This is a genomic window from Allobosea lathyri, from assembly GCF_900108245.1.
Lineage (GTDB): Bacteria > Pseudomonadota > Alphaproteobacteria > Rhizobiales > Beijerinckiaceae > Allobosea > Allobosea lathyri.
In genome coordinates, this window is record NZ_FNUY01000001.1 from 404396 (window position 1) to 430875 (window position 26480).

Sequence of the window (26480 nt, forward strand, 5' to 3'; positions counted from 1 at the left end):
GGTGCCGTCAGCGCCGAGCCTTGGGCAACCCCCTCAGTAACTAGGCGTTGCCTCCGGACTTGTCCGTAGATTGACGGAACTGACGAAACCAGATTGGACACCGACGGCGCCGAGGCGCCAATCGGCTCATGGGGTTTGAAGCCCCTTTTGGAAAAGAGCGCGTGAAGACCAGAGACGGCGTATCGCCCCTTCAGGTCAACTCAGTCCGATGCAGCGTCGCAACCCGCTGTGCATCGAAACGCGCATGATGATGCCACGGTTGCTTTGAGCACAGAGCGCGAGACAGACGCGAATGAGACCAGGTCAGAACCGGCGTATGCGCGGCCGTAACAACAATAATAACAGCAGTAGCAATAACAACGGCAACCGCAAGGCACCGAATCCGCTACAGCGGAGCTATGAGTCGAACGGGCCGGACGTAAAAGTTCGCGGCACGGCGCAGCATGTTGCAGAAAAATACTTGCAGCTTGCGCGTGATGCGCAGTCCTCGAGCGATCCCGTGGCGGCTGAGAATTACTTTCAGCACGCGGAGCATTATTATCGCATCCTGCTCGCTGCGCAGGAGCAGATGTCTCAGCAATTCGGTCACAGCTTCCCGCCGAACCGAGCCTTCAACGATGACGGCGAAGAGAGCGAGGAAGAGGGCGACGAGGACGGCCTGCCGATGCAGCCCGGCACCGGTCCCCAGCCCGACATGCGCCCCGCCAACAATGGCGGCGTGAACGGCAACGGCTACAATGCCGGTGGCGGTCAGCGTCAGGACGGCGAATCCGGCGACGGACAGCAGAACAACAACCAACGCTTCGATCGTCCGCGCAACAATAACGATCGGAATGCCCAGGATCGGAACGCCCAGGATCGTAATGGGCCGGACCGCAATGGTCAGGATCGGTTCAATAACGATCGCAACGGCAATCGCCGCTTCGACCGCAATGACCGTCCCGATCGTGGCGAGCGTCGTTTCGATCGGCCCGAAGGCGGCCAGAACGCTCCCGGCGGTTATGCGCCGCGCCCCGATGCGCCGCGTTCGGATATCCCGGTCGCAAACGAGCAGCCTGAGGCCGCTCCCGAGCAGAATCAGCCCGAGCGCAGCTTCCAGCGTCCCGAGCGTGCTCCGCGTCCGGAGCGTGCCGAACGTCGCCCTCGCCGCGAGCGTGAAGTCGATGCCGAGCCTACTGATGACGTCGCCTCGGCGCTGCCATCGTTCCTGACGACGCCTGTGCGCGTTCCGATTGCGGTTGCCGAAGAGGCGGCGCCAGAGCCGGTTGCCGCTTCCGAGCCGACCGAGGCGGTGTCTGCCGAAGCCGCGCCCAAGCGTCCGCGTCGCCGCCGCTCGCCGCGCGAGGTTATGGATGCGCTGGGTTCGGAGACGGACAACGTCAGCGAGTGAAAGCTGGCGCCACACGCGACATAGACAAAAAGGGGCCCGCCGGGCCCCTTTTTCTTGGGCTATGCGACTTTCTTGGGCTATGCGACGCCCAGCGGTGCGGGGACCTCGACGCTCTCAAGGCTTTCGCCTTCGGAGAGCGTGCCGCTCGCGAGGATCCGGCAGTAGATCCCGCAATCGACATGGCCATAGCCCTGCATCAGGGCCTTGGGGATCTGCATGTCGCGGGCGCCGGTCTGCGGATCGACATTGGTCGCCGCACAGCGCTCGATGCGCTTGATCACGCGTAGACGCAGGCCAGATGGTGTCGCGAGCTCGCTGCCGACGAGCTCATTCTCCGCCCATGGCGCGATGTCCTCGACCATGATGTTCCCGCGAAATCGCAGGGGGTCGACAGGCGCGCCGATCCGCTCTCCAAGCGCCGCGACGCTGGCGAGATTGATGATCGAGACGAAGCCTGAGCGGGAATCGGTGAAGCGATAGCTGTCCGGCGCGCGCAGCAGCTGTGGTTTTCCGCGCAGTTCGTCCGGCATGAACCCTTCGAAGAAGCGCGAGATCTGCTCCCGCCCTGCCTCTGTCGCTGTGCTGGCGCGCAGGGCCTCGCTTCCTTCATGGGCGATGACGAGATCGCCGCTGGCATCGTCATAGCGGGTGCGCAGCCGGGCCAGCGCCTCGTTGCGCATCAGCATCAGATATTTGATCTTGGGCTGATGCACCGGCTCGGCCGGGTCGAAACCCGATGGCCCGTTCTCGATGGCAAACAGGCGGTCGCCCGGAAAATAGCGCCCCTCTTCGAGCGCGGCCCGTGGCAATCGCTCCGGCGTGAGACCCTTCACGGGATAGCGGTAAAGCGAAGCGATGCGCATGAAGAGGTCCCTAGCCAGTCAGCTTGTGGCGAAGATAGCGGTTCGGCCGCCATTTGACCGATCAAATCCTTGCATCGGTCCGATCAGATAGCCTCGGTGTCCTCGCCATCGCTTACCGAGCGCTGGCAGCCCCAGCCGGTCAGGACAGCGTCGGTCTCGTCGGCCACGAAGAAACGGGCGGCGTCGCGCTCATAGCCTTCCGCCAGCAGCCTTTCGTAGTCGGTGTGGACATGGCGGATATGGCTGCCGAGCGACAGCCACAGCGCGGTCGAGGGCGGAAGCTCTTTCATGTGCCGACGCTCGGCCAATGTCAGCACCGCCTCGGCATCCACCAGCGGAATGCCAGGTGCAAGCGCACGGAGCGCTCGGCGAATCGCTTGTTGGCGTTTGGTGCCGGCCATGCGCTCAGGCTTTGCCGGCCGTTTGATCCACGTCAACCATCCTTGCGGCGACCCCTTCCGTTGCGCGGATGCCACACCTATCTCTAGCAGCGAAGGGCGGCCCGTCTGGGAGCCCTATCCTGATGAAAGGCAGCCGGACTGCGTCGCTACGGGGCGCGCCGGCGGGCGGAGTGAGAGAATGAACATCGAAAAATACACCGACAGGTCCAAGGGATTCTTGCAGGCCGCGCAGACCATCGCGCTGCGTGAAGGGCATCAGCAATTCACACCCGAGCATCTGCTGAAGGCGCTGCTCGACGACAATGAAGGCATGGCGGCCGGTCTGATCGACCGTTCGGGCGGCCAGTCGAAGCTCGCCTTGCAGCTGACGGATGCGGCGCTTGCCAAGCTGCCCAAGGTCAGCGGCGGCGGTGCCGGCGGCCTCAACCTGACGCCGGGCCTTGCTCGCGTCTTCGATACCGCCGAGAAGGCGGCCGACAAGGCCGGCGACAGCTTCGTCACGGTCGAGCGGCTGCTGCTTGCGCTGGCGATCGAGAAGGACACCGAGGCCGGCAAGGCGCTCAATCGCGCTGGCGTGACTCCTCAGGGCCTTAACACGGCCATCGAGGCGATCCGCAAGGGCCGCACCGCGGACTCCGCTTCGGCCGAGCAGTCCTATGATGCCCTGAAGAAATATGCCCGCGACCTCACAGCCGCGGCGCGCGAGGGCAAGCTCGATCCGGTGATCGGCCGCGACGAGGAGATTCGCCGCACCATCCAGGTGCTGTCGCGCCGTACCAAGAACAACCCCGTCCTGATTGGCGAGCCCGGCGTCGGCAAGACCGCGATCGCCGAAGGGCTGGCGCTGCGCATCGTCAATGGCGATGTGCCCGAGAGCCTGAAGGACAAGGAGCTGCTGGCGCTCGACATGGGCTCGCTCATCGCTGGCGCGAAATATCGCGGCGAGTTCGAGGAGCGGCTGAAGGCGGTGCTGAACGAGGTGTCCTCTGCCGAGGGCGGCGTCATCCTGTTCATCGACGAGATGCACACGCTTGTCGGCGCCGGCAAGACCGATGGCGCGATGGACGCATCCAACCTGCTCAAGCCGGCGCTTGCGCGCGGCGAACTGCATTGCATCGGCGCGACCACGCTCGACGAGTACCGCAAATATGTCGAGAAGGACGCAGCTCTCGCCCGGCGTTTCCAGCCCGTCTTCGTCGACGAGCCCTCAGTCGAGGATACGATCTCGATCCTGCGCGGCCTGAAGGAGAAGTACGAGCAGCACCATCGCGTCCGGATCACGGATTCGGCGCTGGTCGCGGCGACGACACTGTCCAACCGCTACATCACCGACCGCTTCCTGCCCGACAAGGCGATCGACCTGATGGACGAGGCCTCGGCGCGGCTCCGGATGCAGGTCGATTCCAAGCCCGAGGAACTCGATTCGATCGATCGCGAGATCGTCCGCCTGCGCATCGAGCAGGAGGCTCTCAAGAAGGAGAGCGATGCCGGCTCGCAGGAGCGGTTGAAGCGGCTCGAATCGGAGCTTGCCGATCTGGAGACACGTTCGGCCACCATCACCGCGCGCTGGAAGGCGGAGAAGGACAAGCTTGGCGCCGCCGCCGAGATCAAGACGAAGCTCGACAACGCCCGTAACGAACTCGCCCAGGCGCAGCGCAAGGGCGAGTATCAGCGCGCCGGCGAGCTTGCCTATGGCGAGATCCCGCAGCTCGAGAAGACGCTGGCCGAGATCGAGGCCATCGGCGAAAGTTCGGGCATGGTCGAGGAGGCCGTCACGGCCGACCATGTCGCCCAGATCGTCAGCCGCTGGACCGGCGTCCCGGTCGATCGGATGCTCCAGGGCGAGAAGGAAAAGCTGCTCCGCATGGAGGAGGTTCTGGCCGCCCGCGTCGTCGGGCAGCGCGAGGCGGTCGAGGCTGTCTCGACGGCGGTGCGGCGTGCCCGCGCCGGCCTGCAGGACCCCAACCGGCCGCTCGGTTCCTTCATGTTCCTCGGCCCCACCGGCGTCGGCAAAACCGAGCTGACCAAGGCACTGGCGTCGTTCCTCTTCGACGACGACACCGCGATGGTCCGCATGGACATGTCGGAATATATGGAGAAGCACTCGGTCGCCCGGCTGATCGGCGCGCCTCCCGGCTATGTCGGCTATGAAGAGGGCGGGGCGCTGACCGAGGCCGTGCGGCGCAGACCCTATCAGGTCGTGCTGTTCGACGAGGTCGAGAAGGCCCATCCCGACGTCTTCAACGTGCTCCTGCAGGTGCTCGACGACGGGCGTCTCACGGACGGGCAGGGCCGCACGGTCGACTTCCGCAATGTGCTGATCATCATGACCTCGAACCTCGGTTCGGAATATCTGGTGAACCAGCCCGACGGCCAGGATTCCGACGAGGTGCGCGACGAGGTCATGGGCGTGGTCAGGCAGGCTTTCCGGCCGGAATTCCTGAACCGCATCGACGACATCATCCTGTTCCACCGCCTGCGGCGGGAGGATATGGGCGCAATTGTCGACATCCAGATGGCACGCCTCGCCACGCTTCTGACCGATCGCAAGATCGTGCTGGAGCTGTCTGACGAGGCCCGCCAGTGGCTCGCCGACAAGGGCTACGACCCGGCCTATGGCGCGCGCCCGCTAAAGCGCGTCATCCAGAAGTCGGTGCAGGACCCGCTGGCCGAGCTGCTGCTCTCCGGCAAGGTCCATGACGGCGAGACCGTGCCGGTCACGGTCGGCCCGACCAGCCTGATGCTGGGCGATGTCGCAGCGGTGAAGGAGAAGCGCCCGGCTGGCGTAGCGCTGAACTGACGCCCGCAACCTTCTCCCCTCGGGGGAGAAGGTGTCTGCGCAGCAGACGGATGAGGGAAGGGCCGCGCAAGCGGCCCTTTCTGGTTTCCCGTCGAGGCGCTGCCCTCATCCGTCATGGCTTCGCCATGCCACCTTCTCCCCCGAGGGGAGAAGGAACTAACCCCGCTTCAGCAAGAACACCGCCTGCGCGCCAAACAGGTTCCAGAACCACCAGGGCGCGCTGACGCCGACCCGGCCGCCGGCGGCGTCGAGCGCGACCGCCCGCTCCTTGACCGCGCCGACCGTGTCGCAGAGCACGACGAAGTCCCGGATCGTGCAGAAATGGATGTTGGGCGTGTCCCACCAGGCATAGGGCAGGGAGTCCGTCACCGGCATGCGGCCCTTGAAGAACACCTGCGTGCGCATGCGCCAATGCCCGAAATTCGGGAAGGAGATGATGGCGCGCCGGCCGATCCGCAGCATGTGCTCCAGCACGAGGCGGGGATTGCGCGTCGCCTGGATCGTCTGGGACAGGATGACATAGTCGAAGGAATCGTCCGGATAATCAGCGAGGTCGGTGTCGGCGTCGCCCTGGATCACCGACAGTCCCCGCGCGACGCAGCCTGCAACGCCCTCGCGCGACAATTCGATGCCGCGCGCATCGACGCCGCGCGTCTCGGACAGGAGCGCGAGCAGGGCGCCGTCGCCGCAGCCGACATCGAGCACGCGCGAGCCCGGCGTTACCATCTCGGCGACGAGCTTCAGGTCGATGCGGTTGGTCTGGAGTTCGATCAGGGCCATGATATGCAAACCTTGTCATTCCGGGGCTTCGCGCAGCGAAGAACCCGGAACCCACGACGGGGCTCCGCACGGGAAAACGCCTGTTTGATAGGGCTCGCCTGGTCGTGGGTTCCGGGTTCGACCCTTCGGGTCGCCCCGGAATGACAGGAGAGGTTCCTCATCAAATCCCCCGCGCCCGTGCCGCTGCGCCGATGAAGCCGCGCGTCGTGGCGAACAGATTGGGCTCTTCCAGCAAGAAGGCATCGTGGCCCTTGTCGCTTTCGAGCTCGACGAAGGAGACGGAAGCGCCGGCTGCGTTCAGAGCATGCACGATGGCGCGCGAATCCGCGGTCGGAAACAGCCAGTCCGAGGTGAAGGACGCCACGCAGAAGCGCGTCTTCGTGCCCGCGAAGGCCTTTGCCAGCACGCCGCCATGGTCGTCGGCGAGGTCGAAATAGTCCATCGCGCGCGTGACATAGAGATAGGAATTGGCGTCGAAGCGCTCGACGAAGCTGACGCCCTGATGGCGCAGATAGCTCTCGACCTGGAAATCCGCATCAAAGGAGAAGGTCGGCGCTTCCCGGTCCTGCAGCTTACGACCGAATTTCCGGTGCAGCGCCGGTTCCGAGAGATAGGTGATGTGCGCGCCCATGCGCGCGACGGAAAGCCCTTTGGACGGTCGCGTGCCCTCTTCGAGATAGCGTCCGCCGCGCCAGTCTGGATCGGCCATCACAGCCTGCCGGCCGACCTCGTGAAAGGCGATGTTCTGGGCCGAATGCTTGGCCGCGGTCGCCAGCGGCAAGGCCGAGAACACGCGTTCGGGATAGCTGGCCGCCCATTGCAGCACCTGCATCCCGCCCATGGAGCCGCCGGCAACGCAAAACAGCGTCTCGATGCCGAGCGAGTCGACCAGCGCGGCCTGCGCCCGCACCATGTCGCGGATCGTCACCATCGGAAAGGCGAGCCCCCAGGGCTGGCCCGTCTCGGGATTGGTCGAGGCCGGTCCCGTCGTGCCGGTGCAGCCGCCCACGACATTCGCGCAGATCACGAAGAAGCGCTCGGTGTCGATCGGCTTGCCCGGCCCGATCATCGCCGTCCACCAGCCGCCCTTGCCGGTCACGGGGTTGCGGCTGGCGACATGCTGGTCGCCCGTCAGCGCATGGCAGACCAGCACGGCGTTCGACCGGGACGCATTCAATTCGCCATAAGTCTGGTAGGCGATCTGCCAATGGCCGAGCGACACGCCGCAATCCATCAGCAGCGGTGTCGCCGGACCAAAGCGCGCCACCGGGCTGGAGGGCTCGTTGGCCTCTTTCAGCGGGTCTGCAAGGCTGTGGCTAAAATCGCTCATCATCGTCCGCTTTGACAGGATGATTTGTCTTGCCGGTCGGCTTGTTCGAAAGATCGAACTCTAGCGATGCCGTGACGCAAGCGCGCTGTCAACGCGCGGATGCGCGAGACGGCTTTGCCAAGGGCCGAAGGGAGCGCTAAGAAACTTGACGACTCCCTAAGCCCTCATCCTGAGGTAGCCGCGGAACGCGGCGTCTCGAAGGATGATCCAGCGGGTTCGAGAACCTCCTGGAGCATCCTTCGAGACGCAGCCTTTCGGCTGCTCCTCAGGATGAGGGCTGATGCAAGTTTGGCCAAAGATCCGTCTCCATCATGACCGAAGCCGCTCCGACCACCCTTGCCGATCTCCGCAGCGAAATCGATCGCATCGACAGCGAGATGCACGCGCTGCTGATGGAGCGGTCCTCGATCATCGAAACGCTGATCGCGGTGAAGAAGACGCAAGTGTCGGGCTCGGCCTTCCGGCCGGGCCGCGAGGCCGATATGATGAAGCGCTTGGCCCTGCGCCATAAAGGCCTCCTGCCGCTCGACACGATCGAGGGCATCTGGCGCATCATCATCGCGACCTTCACCTTCGTGCAGGCGAATTATTCGGTTCATGCCGATGTTTCGGGCGGCGACGCGGCGATGCGCGATTCCGCCCGCTTCCATTTCGGCTTCACAGTCCCCTTCGTCACACATGAGGATGCGCGCGCCGTGATCCGGGCCGTGGCGGATTCGGCGGGTGATCTCGGCATTTTCCGCATGGATCAGGGCGCCAGCGCCGGCATCTGGTGGCGCGACCTGATTGGCGTTGAGCGGCCCAAGATCATCGCGCGCCTGCCCTTCATCGAGCGGCCCGACCATCCGGCGGGAACTCCGGTCTATTGCATAGCCAAGCCGCTGGCCGACGCCGCCGTCCGCGAGATCGTGCTTTATGCCGCGCGCGTCGAGCGCTGGTCGGAAGCCTTGCGCTCCGGCCTCGCGCAGCATCTGGCCGAAGTCTCCGCCAGCGCCGCCGATGGCTCGCATCTCTCGCTGCTGGTCGCCGCGTCCGGAGAGGTCGACCACAGCGTCATCCGCAAGGCGCTGGAGCCGGCAGGGCTCAGCGACTTCTCCGAGATCGGCAGCCACGCCGCCCGCTTCGCCGTCAAATCCGCCCGTTCGTGAACTGATCCATGATGCCCTCCTGAACCTCCTCGTCATCCCGGACGCAGCGAAGCGGAGATCCGGGATCCATCGTAGAGTGCCGAGCCCTCCGATGGATCCCGGGTCGACCTTTGGTCGCCCAGGACGACGGCGAGGCAAACGAAACTGAAAGCGCGACTGCCATGGCCACTGCTTCCCGCCCCGTGCCCCGTCCCGGCGTCCTCGATATCGAGGCCTATGTTCCCGGAAAATCGGCCGCGCCTGCCGGCGTGAAGCTGCATAAGCTCTCCTCCAACGAGACACCGCTGGGGCCGAGCCCGAAGGCGGTCGCCGCCTATGGCGCGCTTTCCGGCAAGCTCGAACTCTACCCCGACGGCTCTGCCACCAAGCTGCGCGAGGCGATCGCTGGTCGCTATGGTCTCGACGCCAGCCGCATTCTCTGCGGCACCGGCTCGGACGAATTGCTCCAGCTCATCACCAAGGCCTATCTCGGCGATGGCGATGAGGGTGTTTTCACCGAGCACGGCTTCCTCGTCTATCGCATCGCGATCCTCGCTGCCGGCGGCAAGCCCGTCGTCGTCAAGGAGAAGAACTTCACGGCCGATGTCGATGCCATCCTTGCCGCGGTGACTGCTAGGACGAAAATCGTCTTCCTCGCGAACCCCAACAACCCGACCGGCACCTATCTGCCCTTCGACGAGGTCAAGCGGCTGCAGGCCGGCCTGCCGTCGAACGTGTTGCTGGTTCTCGATGCAGCCTATGCCGAATATGTCCGTCGCAACGACTATGCCTCGGGGCTCGAACTCGTCGCCGAGAGCGAGAACGTCGTGATGACGCGGACCTTCTCGAAGATCTACGGCCTCGCCAATCTGCGCCTGGGCTGGCTCTACGGGCCGGCCCATATCGTCGACGCGCTGGAACGCATCCGCGGGCCCTTCAACGTCAACGGCGCCGCCATCGAGGCCGGCACGGCGGCGATCGCCGACGAGGCCCATGTCGCGGCCGCTATCGAGCACAATGACAAATGGCTGGCCTGGACGACGGCGGAGCTGGGGAAGCTCGGCCTCACCGTCACGCCCTCGGTCGGAAACTTCATCCTGATCCACTTCCCGCAGACGTCGGACAAGTCGGCGAAGCAGGCCGATGCGTTCCTGACGCAGCGTGGGCTGATCCTGCGCGCTGTCGGCGCCTACGGGCTGCCTGACTGCCTGCGCCTGACGATCGGTTCCGAGGAGGCAAACCGCCTCGTCGTCGCCGCGCTCGCCGAATTCCTCGCGGGCAAGGCATGACAACGCCAGCCGAGAGCTTTGCACCGCGTCGCGCCGAACCGATCTTCGCGCGCCTCGCGATCATCGGCATCGGCCTGATCGGCTCGTCGATCGCGCATGCCGCCAAGGACCTCAACCTTGCGGGCCGTATCGTGCTGTTCGACCGGGACGAGGCGGTGCGTGCCCGCGCTCGCGAGCTCGGCCTCGGTCACGAGATCGCGGAGACGGCGCGCGATGCCGTCCGCGATGCCGACCATATCATTCTCTGCGTGCCCGTCGGAGCCTGTGGCGCGGTCGCAGCCGAGATCGCGTCTGAGCTGAAGCCCGGCGCGATCATGTCCGATGTCGGCTCGGTCAAGAATGCGGTCGTCGAGGCTGTCGCGCCGCATCTGCCCGAGGGCGTGCATTTCGTGCCGGCCCATCCGGTCGCCGGCACCGAGAACTCCGGCCCCGATGCCGGCTTCCCGAGCCTGTTCCTCAACCGCTGGTGCATCCTGACGCCGCCTGAGGGCACCGACGAGGCCGCGATCGCGCGGACGCGGCAACTCTGGGAGGGGATGGGCGCGATCGTCGAGATCATGACCGCCCCGCACCATGATCTCGTGCTTGCCGTCACCAGCCATCTGCCGCATCTGATCGCCTACAACATCGTCGGCACCGCCGAGGATCTGGCGGCCGTGACGCAGTCCGAGGTGATCAAGTTTTCCGCGGGCGGTTTTCGCGACTTCACCCGCATCGCTGCCTCCGACCCGACGATGTGGCGCGATGTCTTCCTGCACAACAAGGATGCGGTGCTGGAGATGCTCGGCCGTTTCAGCGAGGACCTTTCGGTGCTGACGCGAGCGATACGCTACGGCGACGGCGAGACGCTGCACAAGCACTTCACCCGCACCCGCGCCATCCGCCGCGGCATCGTCGCGCTCGGCCAGGAAAAGCCCGAGACGGAAAAATTGCGCAAGGACTGAGCGGCGGGAAGTAGTGAGCCGCGGAGTTGGGCCCGGCGATTTCGAGCGAAATCGCCGAAAAGCCGGCACCGTCTCTCAATCTGAGCGTTGAGGCCAGGATTTTTGTGAAAAGCCGGTTCCGACTTTTTCGCATCCTGCTCCAGCCTCGCCTTGCCAAGAATCGGCCATGCTGGTACAGCCCCACCCGTCGCCGCAATAGCTCAGCTGGTAGAGCACCTCATTCGTAATGAGGGGGTCGGGGGTTCGAATCCCTCTTGCGGCACCATCCAACCTGTTGAGGTTGTCGATTTTACTCGCTAATTTCGACCTGAAGCCGCTCCTTGGTACAAAAGGGCGGTACACATGGCCTTGCGAATGGCGAAGCTAGAACGAGACCCCAAGACCGGAAACTGGCGAGCCCGTAAGGTGATTCCTACGGACTGCCGGGTCGAATTCGGCAAGCGAGAAGAGAAACCCATCTGGCCCGCGAAGCTCTCTGAAGGAGAAGCTCGGGAACAGTTCGGGATCTGCTGGCAGCCACGGAGGGGCGCACTGAAGCGATCCGTCAGCGCAAGGCATTCCCTGTTATCTCAGAGCTGACGGACTTCCATACCGATCGGCTGGCTCGTCTCTGGCACGCCCATCTCCTTCAGGAGGATGAGGACCTGCGCAGTGATGGCCTGTCCGACAGTGGGTTTCGGAAACACGGCGAGACGCTCCAAGGCGCGGACGCTGTCAGCGGCTACGATGTCGCTCGTGGCAATGCCGCGCTCCTTCAGCCAGAGATTGGCGACTTCATTCGCGCTTTCGGTTTCGAGGTCGATTCCGGCTCGCCGCAGTATCGGAAGCTCTCCCTGCGGTTCCTGAAGGAATACCGGCTGGCGACGAAAGGGGCCGTGGCGAGGCAAGAGGGGGAGATTGTCGAGACCCCGAGGGGCCCTGAAGAGGTCGAGCTTCTCACAACCACGGAACTTTTCAGGCGTTTCGAGGAGGCGAAGAAGGGGCGGCTGGCTGATGTCACCCTGCGGGGTTACGGCCGGAAACTGGCGTCGTTCGCGGAGTTCGTGAAGGGGAGGGACGCGCGGTCCCTGACAGATGACGACGTGTATGCATGGGCCGCCCATCGCGAGAAGGAAGACAAGATCAAGCGCCGTCGACAGGCCCGACTGTCCTGGGCCCGATCTACCAGCCCGGAGCGCCTGTCTACGAGGCCTATGGCCAGGTTCTGCAGAGCCTGAACGAGCTGCAGACCCTGCGTCAGCGCGTCGGCGAGCGCTTCGAAGGCCGGACAGACCACACGTCGAACGCGGCGGGCCGTGCCATCTGGGCTCGCATCGATGGAGCTCATAGCCGCGTCACGCCGAACTTCTCGACGACCGGCAAGAGCTACATGATCGATAGCTGGCGCCTGCAGGCAGGCGCCGACGGGCAGGTCTTCGCGAGCGATGCCGGCACGCTGGTCGGGGGTGTCTCGCTGCATCATGGCGAAGCGCTGGCCGATATCTCCTCGGTCTTCGGGCGTGGCAAGATCAAGGCCGCGGGCAGCGGCTTCGGCGGGGCGCTGACATGGTATGGTGCGTCGGGCTTCTATGCCGACGCACAGACCAAGCTCAGCTGGTTTGATAGCGATCTGTCCTCAACAACGGCCGGGCGTCAGCTCGCCAAGGGCAAGGCCGGCTTCGGCTACGCGCTGGGGCTCGAATTGGGGCAGCGCTTCGCGCTGTCAGGCGCATGGTCTCTGACGCCGCAGGCGCAGCTGACCTATTCACATGTCGATGCCGACCGCTTCATCGACCCGTTCGGCGCCCGTGTCGCCCTGGGTGACGGCGACAGCCTGCGCGGACGGCTCGGCCTGTCCGCTGACTATCGGCAGAGCTGGCGCGACAATGCGGGGCAACAAGTCAACGCCTCGCTCTACGGCATCGCCAACCTGCACTACGAATTCCTCGGCGGGACGACGGCAACGGTCGCCGGCACGCCCTTGACCAGCCGCGGAGAACGGCTCTGGGGCGGGCTCGGCCTCGGCGCCAAATACGAATGGGGCCGCTATGCGCTCTATGGCGAGGTCGAGGCCCAGACCAGCCTGGCCCATTTCGCCGACAGCCATAGCGTCACCGGGCGGGCCGGCCTGCGCGTCGGTTGGTAAGAAATCAACCAATGTCTCGTTCGGCCCAAAGTGGCCGTCCGAGACTGAGAACGTACACAGGTCGGAATGCGCCACAATCAGTCATTGGAGCGCGCCCCGGAAGCGGACGTGCGTGGGGCCAAAATCGTGGCTGTTGTGATAGGGATCGACTTCACGGCAGATCAATAATCTCAATCCAGTTCGGATTCTTGCCAAGCCCGATCCGCTGGAGTTCCTTCAGCGCGCCAGTTTCCGGGTCGATGGCGTAGAGCGTCGCCGAATTCGACTTCTGGCCGACCGCGACGAGGAAGCGACCGCGCGGATCGATGTTGAAGCCGCGCGGCTGGGTTTCCGTTGCGAAATTGCCCGCGGGCGTCAGGGCGCCCGTCTCGCCGTCGACCTTGAAGGCGGCGATCGTGTTCGAAGTGCGCTCCGACGCATAGAGGAAGCGCCCATCCGGCGATATGCGGATTTCGGCGCTGGCCGGCGCGCCGCCGCTGAAACCTGGCGGCACGATGCTCACACTGCCGAGCAGTGAGAGCGTTCCCTTGGCCGGATCGAAACGGTGGCTGTCGAGCGTGCCGTCGAGTTCGTTGACCAGATAGAGAAACCGGTCGTTCGGGTGGAAGACGAAGTGGCGGGGCCCGGCTCCGGCCTTGGTTTCGATGAAGGCTGGCTCGTTGGGCGCAACCTTCCCAGTCGCGGCGTCGAAGCGGTATTGCAGCAGGATGTCGCCGCCGAGATTGCTGGCGAAGAGATGCCGGTTCGAGCGATCCGTCAGGATCGCGTGGGCGTGCTTGCGCGTCTCCAGCACCTGAACCGGCTCGCCTTGCACGAAACCCTGCGGGCCGATCGGATTGATCGCGATCTTGTGGCCGGTATAGGAGGCGCTGAGCAGGAAGCGGCCGGTCCGGTCGGTCGCGACATAGGCCATGTTGTCCGGCAGCGGCACGGTCGAGAGCAGGTCGAGCTTGCCGCTTTGCTGATCGATGGCGAAGGAGCTGACCGAGAAGGGCTGCGAGCGCAGCGAGACATAGAGATGATGGCGGTCCGGCGAGATCGCCATCGGCATCGCGGTGCCGCTCACGGCGACCGTCTCGACCGGCTTCAACTGGCGTGACGATGCATCCAGTTCCAGCACGCTGATCTCGCGGCTGTCGGCATTCGAGACATAGACGATGGTCTTCGCGGTTGCGGGCATGGCGCCCATGATGAGCGCAAGCAGCGTCGCCGCGCCAGTGTTCTTCCTCGGCATGGTGTTCCCCCTGATGGTCTTTCGTCCGCCATGGCTGGCGCGTGACCTTGAGGGAGGATTATTCGGGGCCGGATCGACCACGGATAGCTCAAAGGGCGTATCGACCGATCCAATCGACGCATCGTGGAACGGATTGCGCCGGCAAACGAAAACGCTGCCACACCGATAGGGTGCGGCAGCGTCGGGGACTTCGCGGAAGTGAGGCTCAGGCGGCGGCGCGCTCGCGCGTCGCGAACTCGCTCTTGTCGAGCTTTGCGACGAGGGCGGCCAGTTCGGCGATCTCGCTCTCGGTGAGATCTGTCAGCGGGGTCCGCACCGGGCCGGAATCGCGCCCGATCACCTTCATGCCGGCCTTGATGATCGAGACGGCATAACCGCGCTTACGGTTGCGGATCGCGATCAGCGGCAGGATGAAGTCGCGCAGGCCGGCCTGCACCATGTCGCGGTCGCGGCGGCGCACGGCGGCGTAGAACTTCGTCGAAAACTGCGGGACGAAGTTGAACACCGCCGAGGAATAGGTGGTCACGCCCATTTCGAGATAGGGCAGCGCAAAGGTCTCAGCCGTCGGCAGGCCGCCGATATAGGTCAGGCGATCGCCCATGCGCAGATGGATGCGCGTCATCAGCTCGATGTCGCCGATGCCGTCCTTGTAGCCGACGAGGTTGGGATTGCGCTCGCAGAGCTTGGCCAGCGTCTCCTCGGTGATGATGGCGTTGTCGCGGTTGTAGACGATGACGCCGAGCTTGGTCGCCTTGCAGACCGCCTCGATATGGGCGGCGAGCCCCTCCTGCTCGGAGAAGACCAGATAGGGCGGCAGCAGCAGGATGCCGTCGGCGCCGGCCTGCTCGACGCCGGCCGCAAGTTCCGTCGCGATCTGTGTGCCGTAGCCGACGCCTGCGAGGACCGGTACGCGACCCCTCGTCTCCGCCACAGCCGTCGCCACCACCTTCACGACCTCGGCCGGCGAGAGCGAGAAGAACTCGCCCGTACCGCCGGCGGCGAAGAGGCCGGCGACCTCGTAGCCGCAGAGCCAGTCGAGATTGGAGCGGTAGCGCGCCTCGTCGAAGGCGTTGCCGGTCGTGAAGGGCGTGACGGGGAAGGACAGCAGGCCGTTGCCGATATGCCGTGCCATCTCCTGCGGGGTCATCTTGCTCATGATCGGCTCCTTCGCTGAATTCTGCCGCAGGATTAGATCAAGAACGATGCCGAAAGTGACCAAACACTGTATCGGGCGATCCATTCATTGGATCGCTCTGCCGGATTTTCACCGGGTCCTGCGCCACGCGTTTTGCGAGTGCGGCGACGATCGGCAGAAGCGGGTTGTCGTTGTCCTCGCGGCTGACGAAGAAGAGCTCGGCGGGACGCTGCCGCGGCAAGTCGACCGGGCGCAGGGCAACGCCGCTGAAATGCAGGTTCATCGCGGCTTCCGGCACCAGCGCGACACCGACGCCGGAATGGACCATCGCCAGGATCGAGTGGATCTGGGCGAGGTGCTGGACATAGTTCGGCACGAGACCGGCACGCGAAAACAGCTCGACCAGCAGATCGTGGAAATAGCGGGCCTCATAGGGCGCGTACATGATGAAGGGCTCAGCCGCGAGGTCCTCGATCGCAATCGTCGTGGAACGCGCCAGCGCGTGGCCGGCGTTCACCGCCGCGATCAATGGCTCGGCCGTGACGCGAAAGGCGCTCAGTCCGGTGCGCGGAATCGGCGGCCGCAGCAGGCCGATGTCGATCTCGCCTGAATCCAGCCGCTTGAGCTGGTCGCCGCTGACCATCTCCTTCAGGGAAATCTCGACATCGGGCATCTCGCGGCGGCAGGCCGCGACCAGCTCCGGCACATAGGAATAGGCCGATGTCGCGGTGAAGCCGATATTGATCGACCCCGCCTTGCCGTTGGCGACGCGCTTGGCCAGCAGCGCAGCACTCTCGGCAAGCTTGAGCAGGCGGCGCGCCTCGGCCAGGAAACTCTGGCCGGCGGGCGTCAGTTTGACGGTCCGGTTGCTGCGCTCCAGCAGCACGACGTCGAGCACCCGCTCGAGGATCTGGATCTGCCGGCTAAGGGGCGGCTGCGTCATGTTGAGACGCAGCGCCGCCCGGCCGAAATGCAGCTCCTCCGCGACGGCGACGAAGCAGCGTAGCTGGCTCAGCTCGAACATCCCCGGCCTTCCCTCACGCCGCCCTTGCACCGATCCTGTCGGGCGGGACCTCAGTTCTGGATCGTGATGCCAGCCTTGTCGATGATGCTCTTGAACTTGGCGATCTCGGTCTGCGCCTTCGCCTTCGCCTCCTCCCCGGTCGATGGGGTCGTCGCGGCGCCGAGTTCCTCGAAGCGCGCGACCACAGTCGGGTCCTTCAACACGGCCTGCATCGCGCCGGTGAGCCTGTCGCAGATCTCCTTCGGCGTGCCTCTGGGGGCCAGGAAACCGTTCCAGGAGCTGATGTCGAACCCAGGCAGCGTCTCGGCGAGCGCGGGCACCTCCGGCGCTATCTTGGCCCGCTCCGTCGAGGTGACCGCGAGCCCACGCAGCGTGCCGGCCTTGTAGTGCGGATACGGCGAGGTGAAGTTGTCGAAGGAGACCTTGACGTTGCCCGCGATCAGATCCTGCACCAGCGCACCCGAGGAACGATAGGTGACGTGCTGCATCTTCACGCCGGCGAGCTGCATGAACAGCTCGCCGGAGAGATGGATCGAGGTGCCGATGCCCGACGAGCCGAAATTCTCCTTGCCCGGATTGGCCTTCAGATAGGCGATGAATTCAGTGACGTTCTGCGCCGGGATCGACGGATGCACGCAGAGGAAATTCGGCTGCGACGAGGCCAGCGAGAGGAACTCGAAATCCTCGAACGGCTTGAATGGCAGCTTCTCCTTGTAGAGATTAGGATTGATCCCGTGCGTCGATGGCGTGGTCATGCCGATGGTGTAGCCGTCGGGCGCGGCATGGGAGAGCGCGGCCACCCCCGTATTGCCGCCGGCCCCGGCGCGATTCTCGATGATGAAGGCCTTGCCCATCTTCTGCGTCAGCTTCTCGCAAATGATGCGGCCGACGAGGTCGGTCGTGCCACCCGCGCCGAAGGGGATGATGACCGTCACCGGCTTGACCGGATAGGTCTGGCCGAAACCACTGCGCGAAACCAGCGGCGCGGCGAGCGCACCTCCGGCGAGGCTGAGTGCAGCACGGCGCGTGATCGATCGGCTCATCGTTTCCCTCCCAGGATCATGTCGCGGCTTTTGCCGTCTGAGCTTCAGACTAGGCGCGGGCCGGTTCCCGGCAAGCCCCTTGGCGCTATCGTGCAATTCAAAAAAGGTATGGTTCCATTGCCAATCTAACTCACTGGCGCATCGTGCCTGACCTATCCTGCGATGGACAAGACAGCTCCAAGACTGTCTGCGACCTCGGCCAGCGGGCCGGTCCGCACCCCCACAGGAGGACATGATGACCCCATCCCGATTCCCGTTTCGTCTTTCCGCAGGCGCTCTAAAGGGTGCCGCCCTCGCGATGCTCGCCGGCGCTACGCTCGCCACCCAGCCGGCCACGGCCCAGAATTTCGAGCGCCCCGTACGGCTCGTCGTGCCGTTCGCACCGGGTGGCACCTCCGACATCCTCGCCCGCCTGATCGGCCCCAAGCTCTCGGCTGCGATCGGCCAGCCCGTCGTGATCGAGAACAAGCCGGGCGCTGCCGGCAATCTCGGTGCGGACGCCGTCGCCAAGGCACCGGCGGATGGCCACACCTTGCTGCTGATGGATGTCGGCTCGCTGGCAACCGCGCCCAGCCTGTTCTCGGACCTGACCTATGATCCGGCCAAGGATCTCGCGCCGGTCTCGATGGTGATGTTCGGCCCCTATGTGCTGGCCGTGCACGAATCCGTCCCGGCCAAGACGGCGCAGGAGCTGATCGCCTACGCCAAGGCCAATCCCAACAAGCTGGCGATCGCCAACTCCGGCGTCGGCGCTGCCAACCACATCACGGCCGTGCAAATGGCCAAGGAACTCGGCATCACCTGGAAGAACGTGCCCTATAAGGGCGGCGCGGCGGCTTCGCGGGCGGTCGTCTCGGGCGAGAGCGGGGTCATCATCAACGGCTCGACCGCGACGCTGCCCTTCGTCTCCAACAAGCAGCTCGTCGGACTTGCCGTCACGGGGGAGGAGCGCGTCGCGGGGCTGCCGACCTTCAAGGAAGCCGGATTGCCCGGCGGCGACGCGGGGACCTGGCAGGGCATCCTGACCCGCGCCGGCACACCGCCTGCCATGGTCGCGCGCCTCAATGCCGAGATCGGCAAGATCCTGGAGACGCCCGACATCAAGGCCAAGATCGCCGAGCAGGGCGGCGTCGTCCGCACTGGGACTCCGGCGGAATTCTCCACCTGGCTGAAGGACGCCACCACGCGCTGGGGCGGCATCATCAAGGAAGCCGGCATCAAGGGTAGCTAAGGTGAGCAACCCGATGACCCGTTCGCGGATCGACTGGCGGGATCTCCTGTTTGGCCTGTTCCTCGTCGCCGTCGCGGCAGGCGCGCTGGTCGCGACGCGCAACCTCAATGTCGGCCATGCCGCCGATATGGGGGCCGGCTACATGCCGCGTGTCGTCTCGCTGGGCCTGCTCGCCTTCGGCCTGTTCTTCTGCGCGCGCAGCCTCTGGCGCGCAGGTTTGGCGCAGACAGCCCTGTCGATCGAGCCCGTGCAATTGCGGCCGCTGCTCGCGGTGCTCGGCGCGGTCGGCATCTTCGCACTGACGGCGGAAAAGCTGGGGCTCGCCATCGCCTCTGTCGTCACCGTCATCGTCGCGAGCTTCGCCACCCGCGAAGGGCGCCTGCGCGAAACGGTCCCGTTCGCGCTGCTGCTCTCGGGCGCGGCCGTGCTTCTCTTCATCAAGGTTCTGGCTTTGCCGGTGCCCGTCTGGCCGCGCTGAAAGCTGTCCGCCATGGACCTGTTCGACAATCTGCTGCTGGGGCTCTCGACCGCCCTCGAACTCAACAATCTCGGGCTTTGCCTGCTCGGCGTGCTGATCGGCACGGCCATCGGCGTGCTGCCGGGCATCGGGCCGATCCCGACGGTGGCGCTGCTGCTGCCCTTCACCTTCGGACTGAACCCGGCCGGCGCCATGATCATGCTCGCCGGCATTTTCTATGGCGCGCAATATGGTGGCTCGACCACGGCCATCCTTGTCAATGTCCCCGGCGAGACGTCCTCGGTCGTGACCTGCATCGACGGTCACGAGATGGCCAAGCAGGGCAAAGCCGGCACGGCGCTCGCCATCGCCGCAATCGCCTCCTTCTTCGCCGGGACGATGGCGACCGTCGTCATCGCGCTTTTGAGCGTGCCGCTCTCGGTGCTCGCGCTCAAATTCACCGCGGTCGAGTATTTCAGTCTGCTCGTGCTCGGCCTGATCGCGGCCGTCGTGCTGGCGCATGGCTCGGTCGCGAAGTCGCTGGCGATGGTGCTGCTCGGTCTGTTGCTCGGCCTCGTCGGCATCGATGTCAGCTCCGGCGCGGCACGGATGACCTTCGGCATCGCCGAACTGTCCGACGGGCTCGACTTCGTGCCGATCGCGATGGGCCTGTTTGGCCTCGGCGAAATCATCGCCAATCTCGAGCGGCCGGCCGAACGCCGTGTCGTCAGCCAGAAGGTCCGCGACCTGATCCCGAGCCGCGCCGATCTGCGGGCCGCCTTTCCGGCGATGGTGCGCGGGACGGCGCTCGGTTCGGTGCTGGGCGTGCTGCCCGGCGGTGGCGCGGCGCTTCCGCCCTTCTCCTCCTATGCGCTGGAAAAGAAGCTGGCGAAGGATCCCTCCCGCTTCGGCAAGGGCGCGATCGAGGGCGTTGCCGGCCCGGAGGCCGCCAATAATGCTGGCGCGCAGACGAGCTTCATTCCGCTGCTGACGCTGGGCATTCCCGCCAACGCGCTGATGGCCCTGATGATCGGCGCGCTGATGATGCAGGGCATCCAGCCCGGGCCCCAGATCATGACCGAACAGCCGAAGCTGGTCTGGGGCGTGATCGCCTCGATGTGGGTCGGCAACCTGATGCTATTGGTGATCAACCTGCCGCTGATCGGGCTCTGGGTCTCGATGCTGAAGATCCCCTATCGCCTGCTCTTCCCGGCGATCGTGCTGTTCTGCTGCATCGGCACCTATGGCATTGCCAACAGCCTGTTCAATGTCTGGCTGATGCTCGGCTGCGCGGGGATCGGCTACTTCTTCATCAAGATCGGCGTCGAACCGGCGCCCTTGCTCCTCGGCCTCGTGCTCGGGCCGCAGCTCGAGGAGAATTTCCGCCGCGCCATGCTGCTGTCGGACGGCGATTTCTCGGTCTTCCTGGCTAGACCGATCAGCGCGGTGCTGCTGGCCGTGGTCGCCATGCTCCTGCTCGCCATGCTTTCACCTACGATCCTGCGAAATCGGAAGGCTGCTCTGGCAGAGTAGGCGGAAGAAATCCGCAGATCCGATTCCATAGAAATTCACCGGATCAGTTGCGAACTCGCGCCGATTCCGGACGTTGGCCCTTGCCTGGAAGCGGGCATTCTGTGGGTCGATTGGCGGCTCCTTCAGCAGCCAGCAACTCATGCTTCATCCCAATCAACAGCCGCACCATGCTCCTGAAGCGCGTTCAGCACGTCCTCAAGTTGATAATTGGGTATTGCTTCGCTGGTGGCATGACGCGTCCAAACGGTAACCGGTTCGAAAGGATCGTCCCTGACGCTGACTGACGCGACCCCACAGGGTACGGGGCTGGTCACTTCCATCAGCTATGGGATGCGGGTGCTCGGCGGCTCGACCGCGACCTTGAATCGCGGATCCATCGCGACCGTTGGACGCGACAGCCCCGGCATCGCGGCCTCTGGCGGTGGGAGTGTCAACGCGACTGGCGTCATTGTCACGACGAGCGGCACCGATAACGCCATGGGCGTGATTGCGGATCTCGATGGCCGGATCACCTTCAACGGAGGCAGCGTGACGACCTCGGGCAACGAGGTCCGGGCGGGAGCCCGGCCTCGCGCCTTCGCCGCCCGCAACCCCGGCGGCGTGCTCACTTCGGACGGCACGATCCTGTCGACCTCGGGCCTGCGCGCCATGGGCGTCGTCGCCGATGACGGCGGCATCGTCAATCTCACGCGGGGGGCATCACCACGTCGGGCATCAGCGGCATCGGCATCTTCACTGTCACGGAACAGACGGGCGCGCAGTTCGCCGCCGCCACGACGGCAAATGGCCTCACCATCCATGCGGCGGCTCGATGCTTCGAGCCGCCGCATGCCGCCAGCGTAAGCAAATGCAGTCGGCGGAGCGTCCCGGCGCGGGCTCTTCACCGGCTGCGACGCCAGGAAGCCCGCAGGGTTCGGGCTTCACCCGAAAGCAGACGCTATGTGTGTCCCCTAAGGGCCAGAGCCGCCGGTCGTTCGCCGAGTTAAGATGCGCCAATTGCAGAACCGGGGTCATCGCCCGGAAGCGGACATTCACCGGGCTCACGAGTATGGTCCTTTTGCACGCCAGTTTCTGAAGCTGTGGAATGCCAGCAATAGTCTGCCTTACAGCCTGTTCTGCGGCGACCGCGAAGCTGATCTCGCCCTCTCAACTTTCGCGGCCATTGCCAGGCTGGTGCGGTTCAGCCTCGCCAAGCTCATTATGATGCTAGACGCGCACCATATCGGCATCCCAAACCCCGCGTCCCATTCGTCATATCCATGAAGACTTCGATCCGCGAAGCACGAAGGACATGAGGACGGCGGTGAAAGACGGGTTATCGGATCCGAGGACGCAAGTTTCGCCGCTGCGCTCTGCCTTGGCCTCTCAAGCGGCATTCTGGCCGGAAATCAGGGTCGAGCTTGGCGGGATGGAGCCCGGTTGGACAACCGCCGAAGCATTCTTCGCCAATGATACGGTGATCGAGGAATTCCTCGACTACGAAGGCTCATTCAACGCGGGGACCGACCGAAAGGCGTGCGGTTCCTTGATGATGACGGATTATGCATACGTCTTCGCGCTCGCCACGGTGCCCGCCTTCCTCGGCTTCGCCATCCTTCCGGATCTTTCCCCGTCCCGCTTCGCTCTTCAATTCCACACGACCCAAGACGAACATGACGGTCACACGCACGAAGTCCGACGCGCTCATGTTCGCTATCTGTCGGGCGGCTTCTGCACCAGCCGAAAGGACCACGCCGCGCATCCGGATGGGCGGGGCCCGATGACTCACAACCAGATCGCAGACGCGTTTTGCACTGCGGTAAAGGCCCATTTCGAGCCGCTGATCGAGCAACTCCATGCGAGAACGAAGCTCTCTCGCAATGCCTTCTGGCGACTGGTCGCCGATGCGCTCGCGGGATGGTTTATCGAGGCGGGCCGCCGGCTCGGCTGCCTGGAGGCTGCGAAGGCCTCGGCCATGGCCGTTCTCAAGCGACCGGGATCGCCGCTGAACAACCGTCAGCTTCACTATTTCGATTTGTCTGTCTGCGATCGGGCAGGGCAACCGTTTTCCCACACGTTTCGTGGGCGCGGGGGCTGCTGCCGCTTCTATACGGTGGAGGGCGGAGAGTATTGCTCGACCTGCGTGCTGAAGGATCCGCGGCAGCGCGACGATGATTTGCGGCAGGCCATGCGCCGTCATCTCGGTCTGACCGGCGCCGAGATCGCGTGAGTCCAGCCGTGCCAGCCGCATGGGGCGCCGAGAAGACGGCCGCGGAATAAATTCTGCCGGGCAGAGTCCCAAAGCCCTGGCGCCAATCGTCACCCCAGGGAGCGGATGAACAGAATCCGCGTCGAGGACGAAGTGCGGCACCTTGAACGCCGCATGGACGGGGGTTTCGATGGCTGCGACGGTATCTGACAACGCAATCTCGGGAAGCGCCGGAAGGCGTCGACGTTTCGCTTTCCTGGCCGGCACGATGCTGGCTCTGTACGGCGCCGCGCCTGCCTCGGCGCAAACCGCCGCCTCGCCCCAGGCCGCGAGGGAAGCCATTTCGATCCCCGCCGGCCCGCTGACGCCGGCTCTCAATCGTCTAGCGGTGCAGGCGGGGCTTCAGATCCTCTTCGACGCGGAGCTCACCCGGGCGAAGACGACGCGTGGCGTTCGCGGCGCGCTCGCGCCGGCGCAGGCGCTTGATGCGCTGCTGGCCGGCACGGGCATTGACGCACGCTTCGCCGGCAGCAATCAGGTCGTACTCAGCAGCAATCCAGCCCCCGCGACCACCGGTGCGCTCCCGGACGGAACAATCTCGCTCGACGAGATCAGAATCTATGGCGCACGTGATGCCGCGACGCTCGGCGACACATCGGCCAGCGTCGGCGTCGTGACGGCGAAGGATATCGAATATGGCCAGATACGCGATTTCCGGGATGCCTTCCGGCGCATGGCCAACGCCATGGACGCGGACTGGATCAATGGCGGCTTCATCCTGCGCGGCGTGAATTCCGAAGGCTTCGCCTCCGGCAACAACCCGATCGGTTCGCTCTATATCGACGGCGTCCTGCAGACGCAGGAGGGAACGCGACGCGGAGCGCGCGCACTCTGGGATGTCGAGCAGGTCGAGGTCTATCGCGGGCCGCAATCGACGCTCAGCGGCCGCGCGGCGATGGCGGGCGCGATCTACATCAAGACCAAGGACCCGACTTTCAAGCGGGAGTTCGAGGTCCAGGGCACGGTCGGCAACGACCGGCGTGTCGGCGCGGCCTTCATGGTCAACGCCCCGCTGCTCGAGAACCAGGTTGCCGCGCGTATCGCAGGATCGTTCGAACGATTCCGCAGCAATCTGAACGCGCCGTCCTTCGTCGCCTTCCAGCGCTACGACGAGTGGATGACCGACTCCAACTACAATGTCCGCGGCAAGCTGTTGATCACGCCGACCGGGCTGCCGGACACGAAGGCAATGCTGAGCTACTCCTTCGCGAAGGATGCTCCGCGCGAGCGCGACATCGGCGGCCCGGGGATGGGGCTGCCCTGGCGGCAGAAGCGCTCGGACTTCTATCTGCCGATCTATACCGAAGTGCGCTCGACCCGGGTGCACAACGTCGGGCTCGAGGTCACTCACAACATCTCGGATGCGCTGCGCTTCACGTCGCAGACCGGCATCACCCATGATTTCCATCAGCGCCCCTCGATCAATCTGGGGACCTATGGCGAAACCAACGTGCTGCGCGGAGACCGGACGAGCACGCAGTTCACCCAGGAATTCCGGCTGAACTACGATCTCGGCCCCTGGAAATGGGTCGCCGGCATCTATGGCAGCCACCTCGACTGGCGCAACTGGTATGACGGCCGGATCAGCACGACGACGATCTACCAGAAGGACAGCAAGAAGACCTCCAATGCAGCCGCCTTCGGCGAGGTGACATACGAGTTCTTCCCGAGCTGGAAAGTCACGGCCGGCGCACGCCTCGACTACACCGACCAGTCCGTGGAATATTATTATCGGCGCGGCAATCTGCGAACGCGCACAGCGGCGATCACGCGCTATTCCGGCAGCACGGACGAACTCAACGTCCTGCCGAAGCTCGGCATCTCCAAGGATTTCGGCGACCGTCACACGGCCGGCTTCGTCTATTCCCAGGGGTTCCGGAACGGCGGCATCGCCTATGACAACGTCCGGATGGCGACCTACACCTACGATCCGGAAAAATCTCACAACTTCGAGCTGTTCTACAAGGGGCGCTGGCTCGACGACCGCCTGACGATCAACGCGAACGCCTTCCACACCCGCTTCCGCCGACAGCAGGTCGACATCGAGGACTTCGTCAACCTGAACAACCTTATCGCCAACGCGGCGAACTCGCGTTCATGGGGTTTCGAGTTCGAACCCTCTTTCCGCATCACGGATCAGTTCACCGCCTTCGCCTCGATCGGCTATCTCGACACGAAGTTCGACAGGAAGAGCCAGCACGGCCTGATCGAGCTCGCGGGCTATCCGTTCCCCGAGGCGCCCGAATGGAGCCTCGGCCTCGGTGGCCGCTATGAGTTCACGAACGGGTTCTATGTCGGCGCGGACGCCAAATACAACTCCAGCTACATGGCGCGCTTTTCGGTGAATTCGCCGAACAGCTTCGTCGGCGACCGCGCGATCGTGAACGCGCAGGCCGGCTACAAGCGGGAAAACTGGGAGGTCAACGCCTTCGCCCAGAACCTGCTCGACGAGAAGTATCTGACTTATCTCGACGGCGACAGCATGGCGACGCTCGGCTCGCGCAGGAGCTTCGGCGTCAGCCTCAAGGCGAAGTTCTGAGATGCGGACGACGGAGGTCGGTCGAACCGGCCTCGACTTCGCAAAGCCGGACATACACTGACATGCATCGACTGCTGCTCGCTTTTTTCATCTGCGTTTCAGCGACCTCCACAACGATGGCGGCCTGCGAGGGGCGCATGGTCTCGTCCGGCGGCGCCGATGCGGGCGTCTGCATTCCCATTGCGCCACAGCGCATCGTCGCGCTTGATCCGGCGTTGACCATGGGCATCCTGCAGGAACTTGGCGCCCCGGTCGTGGGGGCCCCGTTGTCGGCCATCCAGGAGCCGTTCGTGCGCGAAGCCGCGCGACGATCCTCCGTCTCGGATGTCGGGCACCCCCTGCAACCGAGTATCGAGCGCATCATCGCCTTGAAGCCGGACCTGATCGTCGGGAGCGCGGAGATGCATGGCCGCATGCGCGACAGCGCCTCCCGGATCGCGCCGACGCTCCTGATCGACCAGATGGACTGGACGAGGCAGTACCGGCTCCTGGCCGAGATCACCGGCCACAGCGACAAGGCGCAGGCCGCTCTGGACGAATACGAAAAGCGTGTGGCGGAGATCCGGGCGCGTGTTACGGCGGCGCCAGTCTCGGTCGTGCGGGTCAGGCCGAGCGGCTTCCATGTCTATCTCGACGGCCCATCGGCCTATGCGCCCTATGCGGTGCTGCGGGAGGCGGGCGTGACGCGCACCGCCTACGAGACTACGTCGGACGGCGCCGTGCTCAAGCGACCGGACTGGGAGGAGATCTCCGCCCTTGAGGGCGAGGTCCTCCTTTACGTTGTGGTGAGCGGCTTCGACCCTGCGCCCGATGACGCGCTCGCCGCTTCCACCGTCGCGAACCCTTTATGGAAGATGCTGCCCGCGGTTCAGACCGGCCGCGCCCATCGCGTGGACCGCGCGACCTGGATGGGGTTTCACGGCATCGCCTCGGCGCACCGGGTCCTGGACGACGTCGAACGTTTCGTCCTGAAGGTGCCGTGAGCGA

Annotated in this window: 22 protein-coding genes and 1 tRNA gene; 15 read left to right on the plus strand and 8 right to left on the minus strand. The window is 64.8% G+C overall.

Annotated elements, in window-relative coordinates:
- Positions 1-316: 316 nt before the first annotated feature.
- Positions 317-1390 (plus strand): DUF4167 domain-containing protein, encoded by a 1074-nt coding sequence (locus C4S73_RS01835; protein WP_160115644.1) that lies wholly within the window; start codon positions 317-319, stop codon positions 1388-1390.
- A gap of 77 nt (positions 1391-1467) precedes the next feature.
- On the opposite strand, the gene C4S73_RS01840 is transcribed toward C4S73_RS01835, so the two are convergent.
- Both C4S73_RS01840 and C4S73_RS01845 read right to left on the minus strand, forming a co-directional pair.
- Positions 1468-2253: an MOSC domain-containing protein gene (locus tag C4S73_RS01840; protein WP_244595395.1), complete on the minus strand. Its 786-nt coding sequence runs from the start codon at positions 2251-2253 to the stop codon at positions 1468-1470.
- Between the two features lie 83 nt (positions 2254-2336).
- On the minus strand, positions 2337-2654 hold the full coding sequence (locus tag C4S73_RS01845) for a DUF2293 domain-containing protein (protein WP_103870749.1): 318 nt from the start codon (positions 2652-2654) through the stop codon (positions 2337-2339).
- Positions 2655-2832: 178 nt separating this feature from the next.
- Here C4S73_RS01845 and clpB point away from each other — a divergent pair, with 178 nt between their 5' ends.
- Positions 2833-5454, plus strand: a complete 2622-nt coding sequence (gene clpB, locus C4S73_RS01850) for an ATP-dependent chaperone ClpB (RefSeq protein ID WP_103870750.1) — start codon at positions 2833-2835, stop codon at positions 5452-5454.
- Positions 5455-5610: 156 nt separating this feature from the next.
- Here clpB and metW read toward each other — a convergent pair whose 3' ends face one another.
- Both metW and metX read right to left on the minus strand, forming a co-directional pair.
- A complete protein-coding gene (metW, locus tag C4S73_RS01855; protein WP_103871241.1) occupies positions 5611-6234 on the minus strand; it encodes a methionine biosynthesis protein MetW in 624 nt (207 codons plus the stop codon).
- Between the two features lie 160 nt (positions 6235-6394).
- On the minus strand, positions 6395-7564 hold the full coding sequence (gene metX, locus C4S73_RS01860; protein WP_103871242.1) for a homoserine O-acetyltransferase MetX: 1170 nt from the start codon (positions 7562-7564) through the stop codon (positions 6395-6397).
- Positions 7565-7875: 311 nt separating this feature from the next.
- On the opposite strand from metX, the gene C4S73_RS01865 reads away from it, so the two are divergent.
- The 5 genes from C4S73_RS01865 to C4S73_RS01895 all read left to right on the plus strand — a co-directional run bounded on the left by C4S73_RS01865 (position 7876) and on the right by C4S73_RS01895 (position 13049).
- Positions 7876-8712 (plus strand): chorismate mutase, encoded by an 837-nt coding sequence (locus C4S73_RS01865; protein WP_103870751.1) that lies wholly within the window; start codon positions 7876-7878, stop codon positions 8710-8712.
- 161 nt (positions 8713-8873) lie between these two features.
- Complete coding sequence (hisC, locus tag C4S73_RS01870) at positions 8874-9980, plus strand: histidinol-phosphate transaminase (RefSeq protein WP_103871243.1); 1107 nt, start codon at positions 8874-8876, stop codon at positions 9978-9980.
- A complete protein-coding gene (locus tag C4S73_RS01875) occupies positions 9977-10924 on the plus strand; it encodes a prephenate/arogenate dehydrogenase family protein (RefSeq protein ID WP_103870752.1) in 948 nt (315 codons plus the stop codon). Before hisC ends, C4S73_RS01875 begins: the two co-directional genes overlap by 4 nt.
- Before the next feature lie 189 nt (positions 10925-11113).
- Positions 11114-11189 (plus strand) — tRNA-Thr (locus C4S73_RS01880).
- Between the two features lie 825 nt (positions 11190-12014).
- Positions 12015-13049: an autotransporter family protein gene (locus C4S73_RS01895; RefSeq protein WP_103870755.1), complete on the plus strand. Its 1035-nt coding sequence runs from the start codon at positions 12015-12017 to the stop codon at positions 13047-13049.
- A 151-nt stretch (positions 13050-13200) separates the two neighbouring features.
- Here C4S73_RS01895 and C4S73_RS01900 read toward each other — a convergent pair whose 3' ends face one another.
- The 4 genes from C4S73_RS01900 to C4S73_RS01915 all read right to left on the minus strand — a co-directional run bounded on the left by C4S73_RS01900 (position 13201) and on the right by C4S73_RS01915 (position 17485).
- Positions 13201-14283: a lactonase family protein gene (locus C4S73_RS01900; RefSeq protein ID WP_244595396.1), complete on the minus strand. Its 1083-nt coding sequence runs from the start codon at positions 14281-14283 to the stop codon at positions 13201-13203.
- Positions 14284-14488: 205 nt separating this feature from the next.
- A complete protein-coding gene (gene kdgD / locus C4S73_RS01905) occupies positions 14489-15439 on the minus strand; it encodes a 5-dehydro-4-deoxyglucarate dehydratase (protein ID WP_103871245.1) in 951 nt (316 codons plus the stop codon).
- A gap of 37 nt (positions 15440-15476) precedes the next feature.
- On the minus strand, positions 15477-16442 hold the full coding sequence (locus C4S73_RS01910) for a LysR family transcriptional regulator (RefSeq protein WP_103870756.1): 966 nt from the start codon (positions 16440-16442) through the stop codon (positions 15477-15479).
- Between the two features lie 50 nt (positions 16443-16492).
- Positions 16493-17485 carry a Bug family tripartite tricarboxylate transporter substrate binding protein gene (locus C4S73_RS01915; RefSeq protein ID WP_160115645.1) on the minus strand — a complete coding sequence of 331 codons (993 nt, stop codon included), beginning with the start codon at positions 17483-17485 and terminating at the stop codon, positions 16493-16495.
- 235 nt (positions 17486-17720) lie between these two features.
- On the opposite strand from C4S73_RS01915, the gene C4S73_RS01920 reads away from it, so the two are divergent.
- The 8 genes from C4S73_RS01920 (at position 17721) to C4S73_RS01955 (ending at position 26476) form a co-directional block, all read left to right on the plus strand.
- Positions 17721-18716 carry a Bug family tripartite tricarboxylate transporter substrate binding protein gene (locus tag C4S73_RS01920; protein WP_244595397.1) on the plus strand — a complete coding sequence of 332 codons (996 nt, stop codon included), beginning with the start codon at positions 17721-17723 and terminating at the stop codon, positions 18714-18716.
- A 13-nt stretch (positions 18717-18729) separates the two neighbouring features.
- Positions 18730-19194: a tripartite tricarboxylate transporter TctB family protein gene (locus C4S73_RS01925; RefSeq protein ID WP_103871246.1), complete on the plus strand. Its 465-nt coding sequence runs from the start codon at positions 18730-18732 to the stop codon at positions 19192-19194.
- 12 nt (positions 19195-19206) lie between these two features.
- Positions 19207-20706 carry a tripartite tricarboxylate transporter permease gene (locus C4S73_RS01930; RefSeq protein WP_103870759.1) on the plus strand — a complete coding sequence of 500 codons (1500 nt, stop codon included), beginning with the start codon at positions 19207-19209 and terminating at the stop codon, positions 20704-20706.
- Between the two features lie 360 nt (positions 20707-21066).
- Positions 21067-21549 (plus strand): hypothetical protein, encoded by a 483-nt coding sequence (locus C4S73_RS01935; protein ID WP_146071245.1) that lies wholly within the window; start codon positions 21067-21069, stop codon positions 21547-21549.
- 144 nt (positions 21550-21693) lie between these two features.
- On the plus strand, positions 21694-21969 hold the full coding sequence (locus C4S73_RS01940; RefSeq protein WP_146071246.1) for a hypothetical protein: 276 nt from the start codon (positions 21694-21696) through the stop codon (positions 21967-21969).
- Between the two features lie 28 nt (positions 21970-21997).
- Positions 21998-22915, plus strand: coding sequence for a (2Fe-2S)-binding protein (locus C4S73_RS01945; protein ID WP_103870762.1), 918 nt, complete (start codon positions 21998-22000; stop codon positions 22913-22915).
- 247 nt (positions 22916-23162) lie between these two features.
- Complete coding sequence (locus C4S73_RS01950) at positions 23163-25493, plus strand: TonB-dependent receptor (protein ID WP_103870763.1); 2331 nt, start codon at positions 23163-23165, stop codon at positions 25491-25493.
- 62 nt (positions 25494-25555) lie between these two features.
- Positions 25556-26476, plus strand: coding sequence for an iron-siderophore ABC transporter substrate-binding protein (locus C4S73_RS01955; protein WP_103870764.1), 921 nt, complete (start codon positions 25556-25558; stop codon positions 26474-26476).
- Positions 26477-26480 lie beyond the last annotated feature (4 nt).

What these genes read in the sequence shown, in the direction of transcription:
- C4S73_RS01915 (WP_160115645.1), bottom strand. Translation starts at nt 17,485, where the DNA reads ATGAGCCGATCGATCACGCGCCGTGCTGCACTCAGCCTCGCCGGAGGT.
- C4S73_RS01940 (WP_146071246.1), top strand. Translation starts at nt 21,694, where the DNA reads ATGCGCCAATTGCAGAACCGGGGTCATCGCCCGGAAGCGGACATTCAC.
- C4S73_RS01835 (WP_160115644.1), top strand. Translation starts at nt 317, where the DNA reads ATGCGCGGCCGTAACAACAATAATAACAGCAGTAGCAATAACAACGGC.
- C4S73_RS01950 (WP_103870763.1), top strand. Translation starts at nt 23,163, where the DNA reads ATGCTGGCTCTGTACGGCGCCGCGCCTGCCTCGGCGCAAACCGCCGCC.
- C4S73_RS01925 (WP_103871246.1), top strand. Translation starts at nt 18,730, where the DNA reads ATGACCCGTTCGCGGATCGACTGGCGGGATCTCCTGTTTGGCCTGTTC.
- C4S73_RS01865 (WP_103870751.1), top strand. Translation starts at nt 7,876, where the DNA reads ATGACCGAAGCCGCTCCGACCACCCTTGCCGATCTCCGCAGCGAAATC.
- C4S73_RS01910 (WP_103870756.1), bottom strand. Translation starts at nt 16,442, where the DNA reads ATGTTCGAGCTGAGCCAGCTACGCTGCTTCGTCGCCGTCGCGGAGGAG.
- metX (WP_103871242.1), bottom strand. Translation starts at nt 7,564, where the DNA reads ATGAGCGATTTTAGCCACAGCCTTGCAGACCCGCTGAAAGAGGCCAAC.
- C4S73_RS01930 (WP_103870759.1), top strand. Translation starts at nt 19,207, where the DNA reads ATGGACCTGTTCGACAATCTGCTGCTGGGGCTCTCGACCGCCCTCGAA.
- C4S73_RS01845 (WP_103870749.1), bottom strand. Translation starts at nt 2,654, where the DNA reads ATGGCCGGCACCAAACGCCAACAAGCGATTCGCCGAGCGCTCCGTGCG.
- C4S73_RS01875 (WP_103870752.1), top strand. Translation starts at nt 9,977, where the DNA reads ATGACAACGCCAGCCGAGAGCTTTGCACCGCGTCGCGCCGAACCGATC.
- C4S73_RS01895 (WP_103870755.1), top strand. Translation starts at nt 12,015, where the DNA reads ATGGGCCGCCCATCGCGAGAAGGAAGACAAGATCAAGCGCCGTCGACA.
- clpB (WP_103870750.1), top strand. Translation starts at nt 2,833, where the DNA reads ATGAACATCGAAAAATACACCGACAGGTCCAAGGGATTCTTGCAGGCC.
- C4S73_RS01945 (WP_103870762.1), top strand. Translation starts at nt 21,998, where the DNA reads ATGAGGACGGCGGTGAAAGACGGGTTATCGGATCCGAGGACGCAAGTT.
- C4S73_RS01900 (WP_244595396.1), bottom strand. Translation starts at nt 14,283, where the DNA reads ATGCCGAGGAAGAACACTGGCGCGGCGACGCTGCTTGCGCTCATCATG.
- C4S73_RS01955 (WP_103870764.1), top strand. Translation starts at nt 25,556, where the DNA reads ATGCATCGACTGCTGCTCGCTTTTTTCATCTGCGTTTCAGCGACCTCC.
- C4S73_RS01920 (WP_244595397.1), top strand. Translation starts at nt 17,721, where the DNA reads ATGACCCCATCCCGATTCCCGTTTCGTCTTTCCGCAGGCGCTCTAAAG.
- hisC (WP_103871243.1), top strand. Translation starts at nt 8,874, where the DNA reads ATGGCCACTGCTTCCCGCCCCGTGCCCCGTCCCGGCGTCCTCGATATC.
- metW (WP_103871241.1), bottom strand. Translation starts at nt 6,234, where the DNA reads ATGGCCCTGATCGAACTCCAGACCAACCGCATCGACCTGAAGCTCGTC.
- C4S73_RS01840 (WP_244595395.1), bottom strand. Translation starts at nt 2,253, where the DNA reads ATGCGCATCGCTTCGCTTTACCGCTATCCCGTGAAGGGTCTCACGCCG.
- kdgD (WP_103871245.1), bottom strand. Translation starts at nt 15,439, where the DNA reads ATGAGCAAGATGACCCCGCAGGAGATGGCACGGCATATCGGCAACGGC.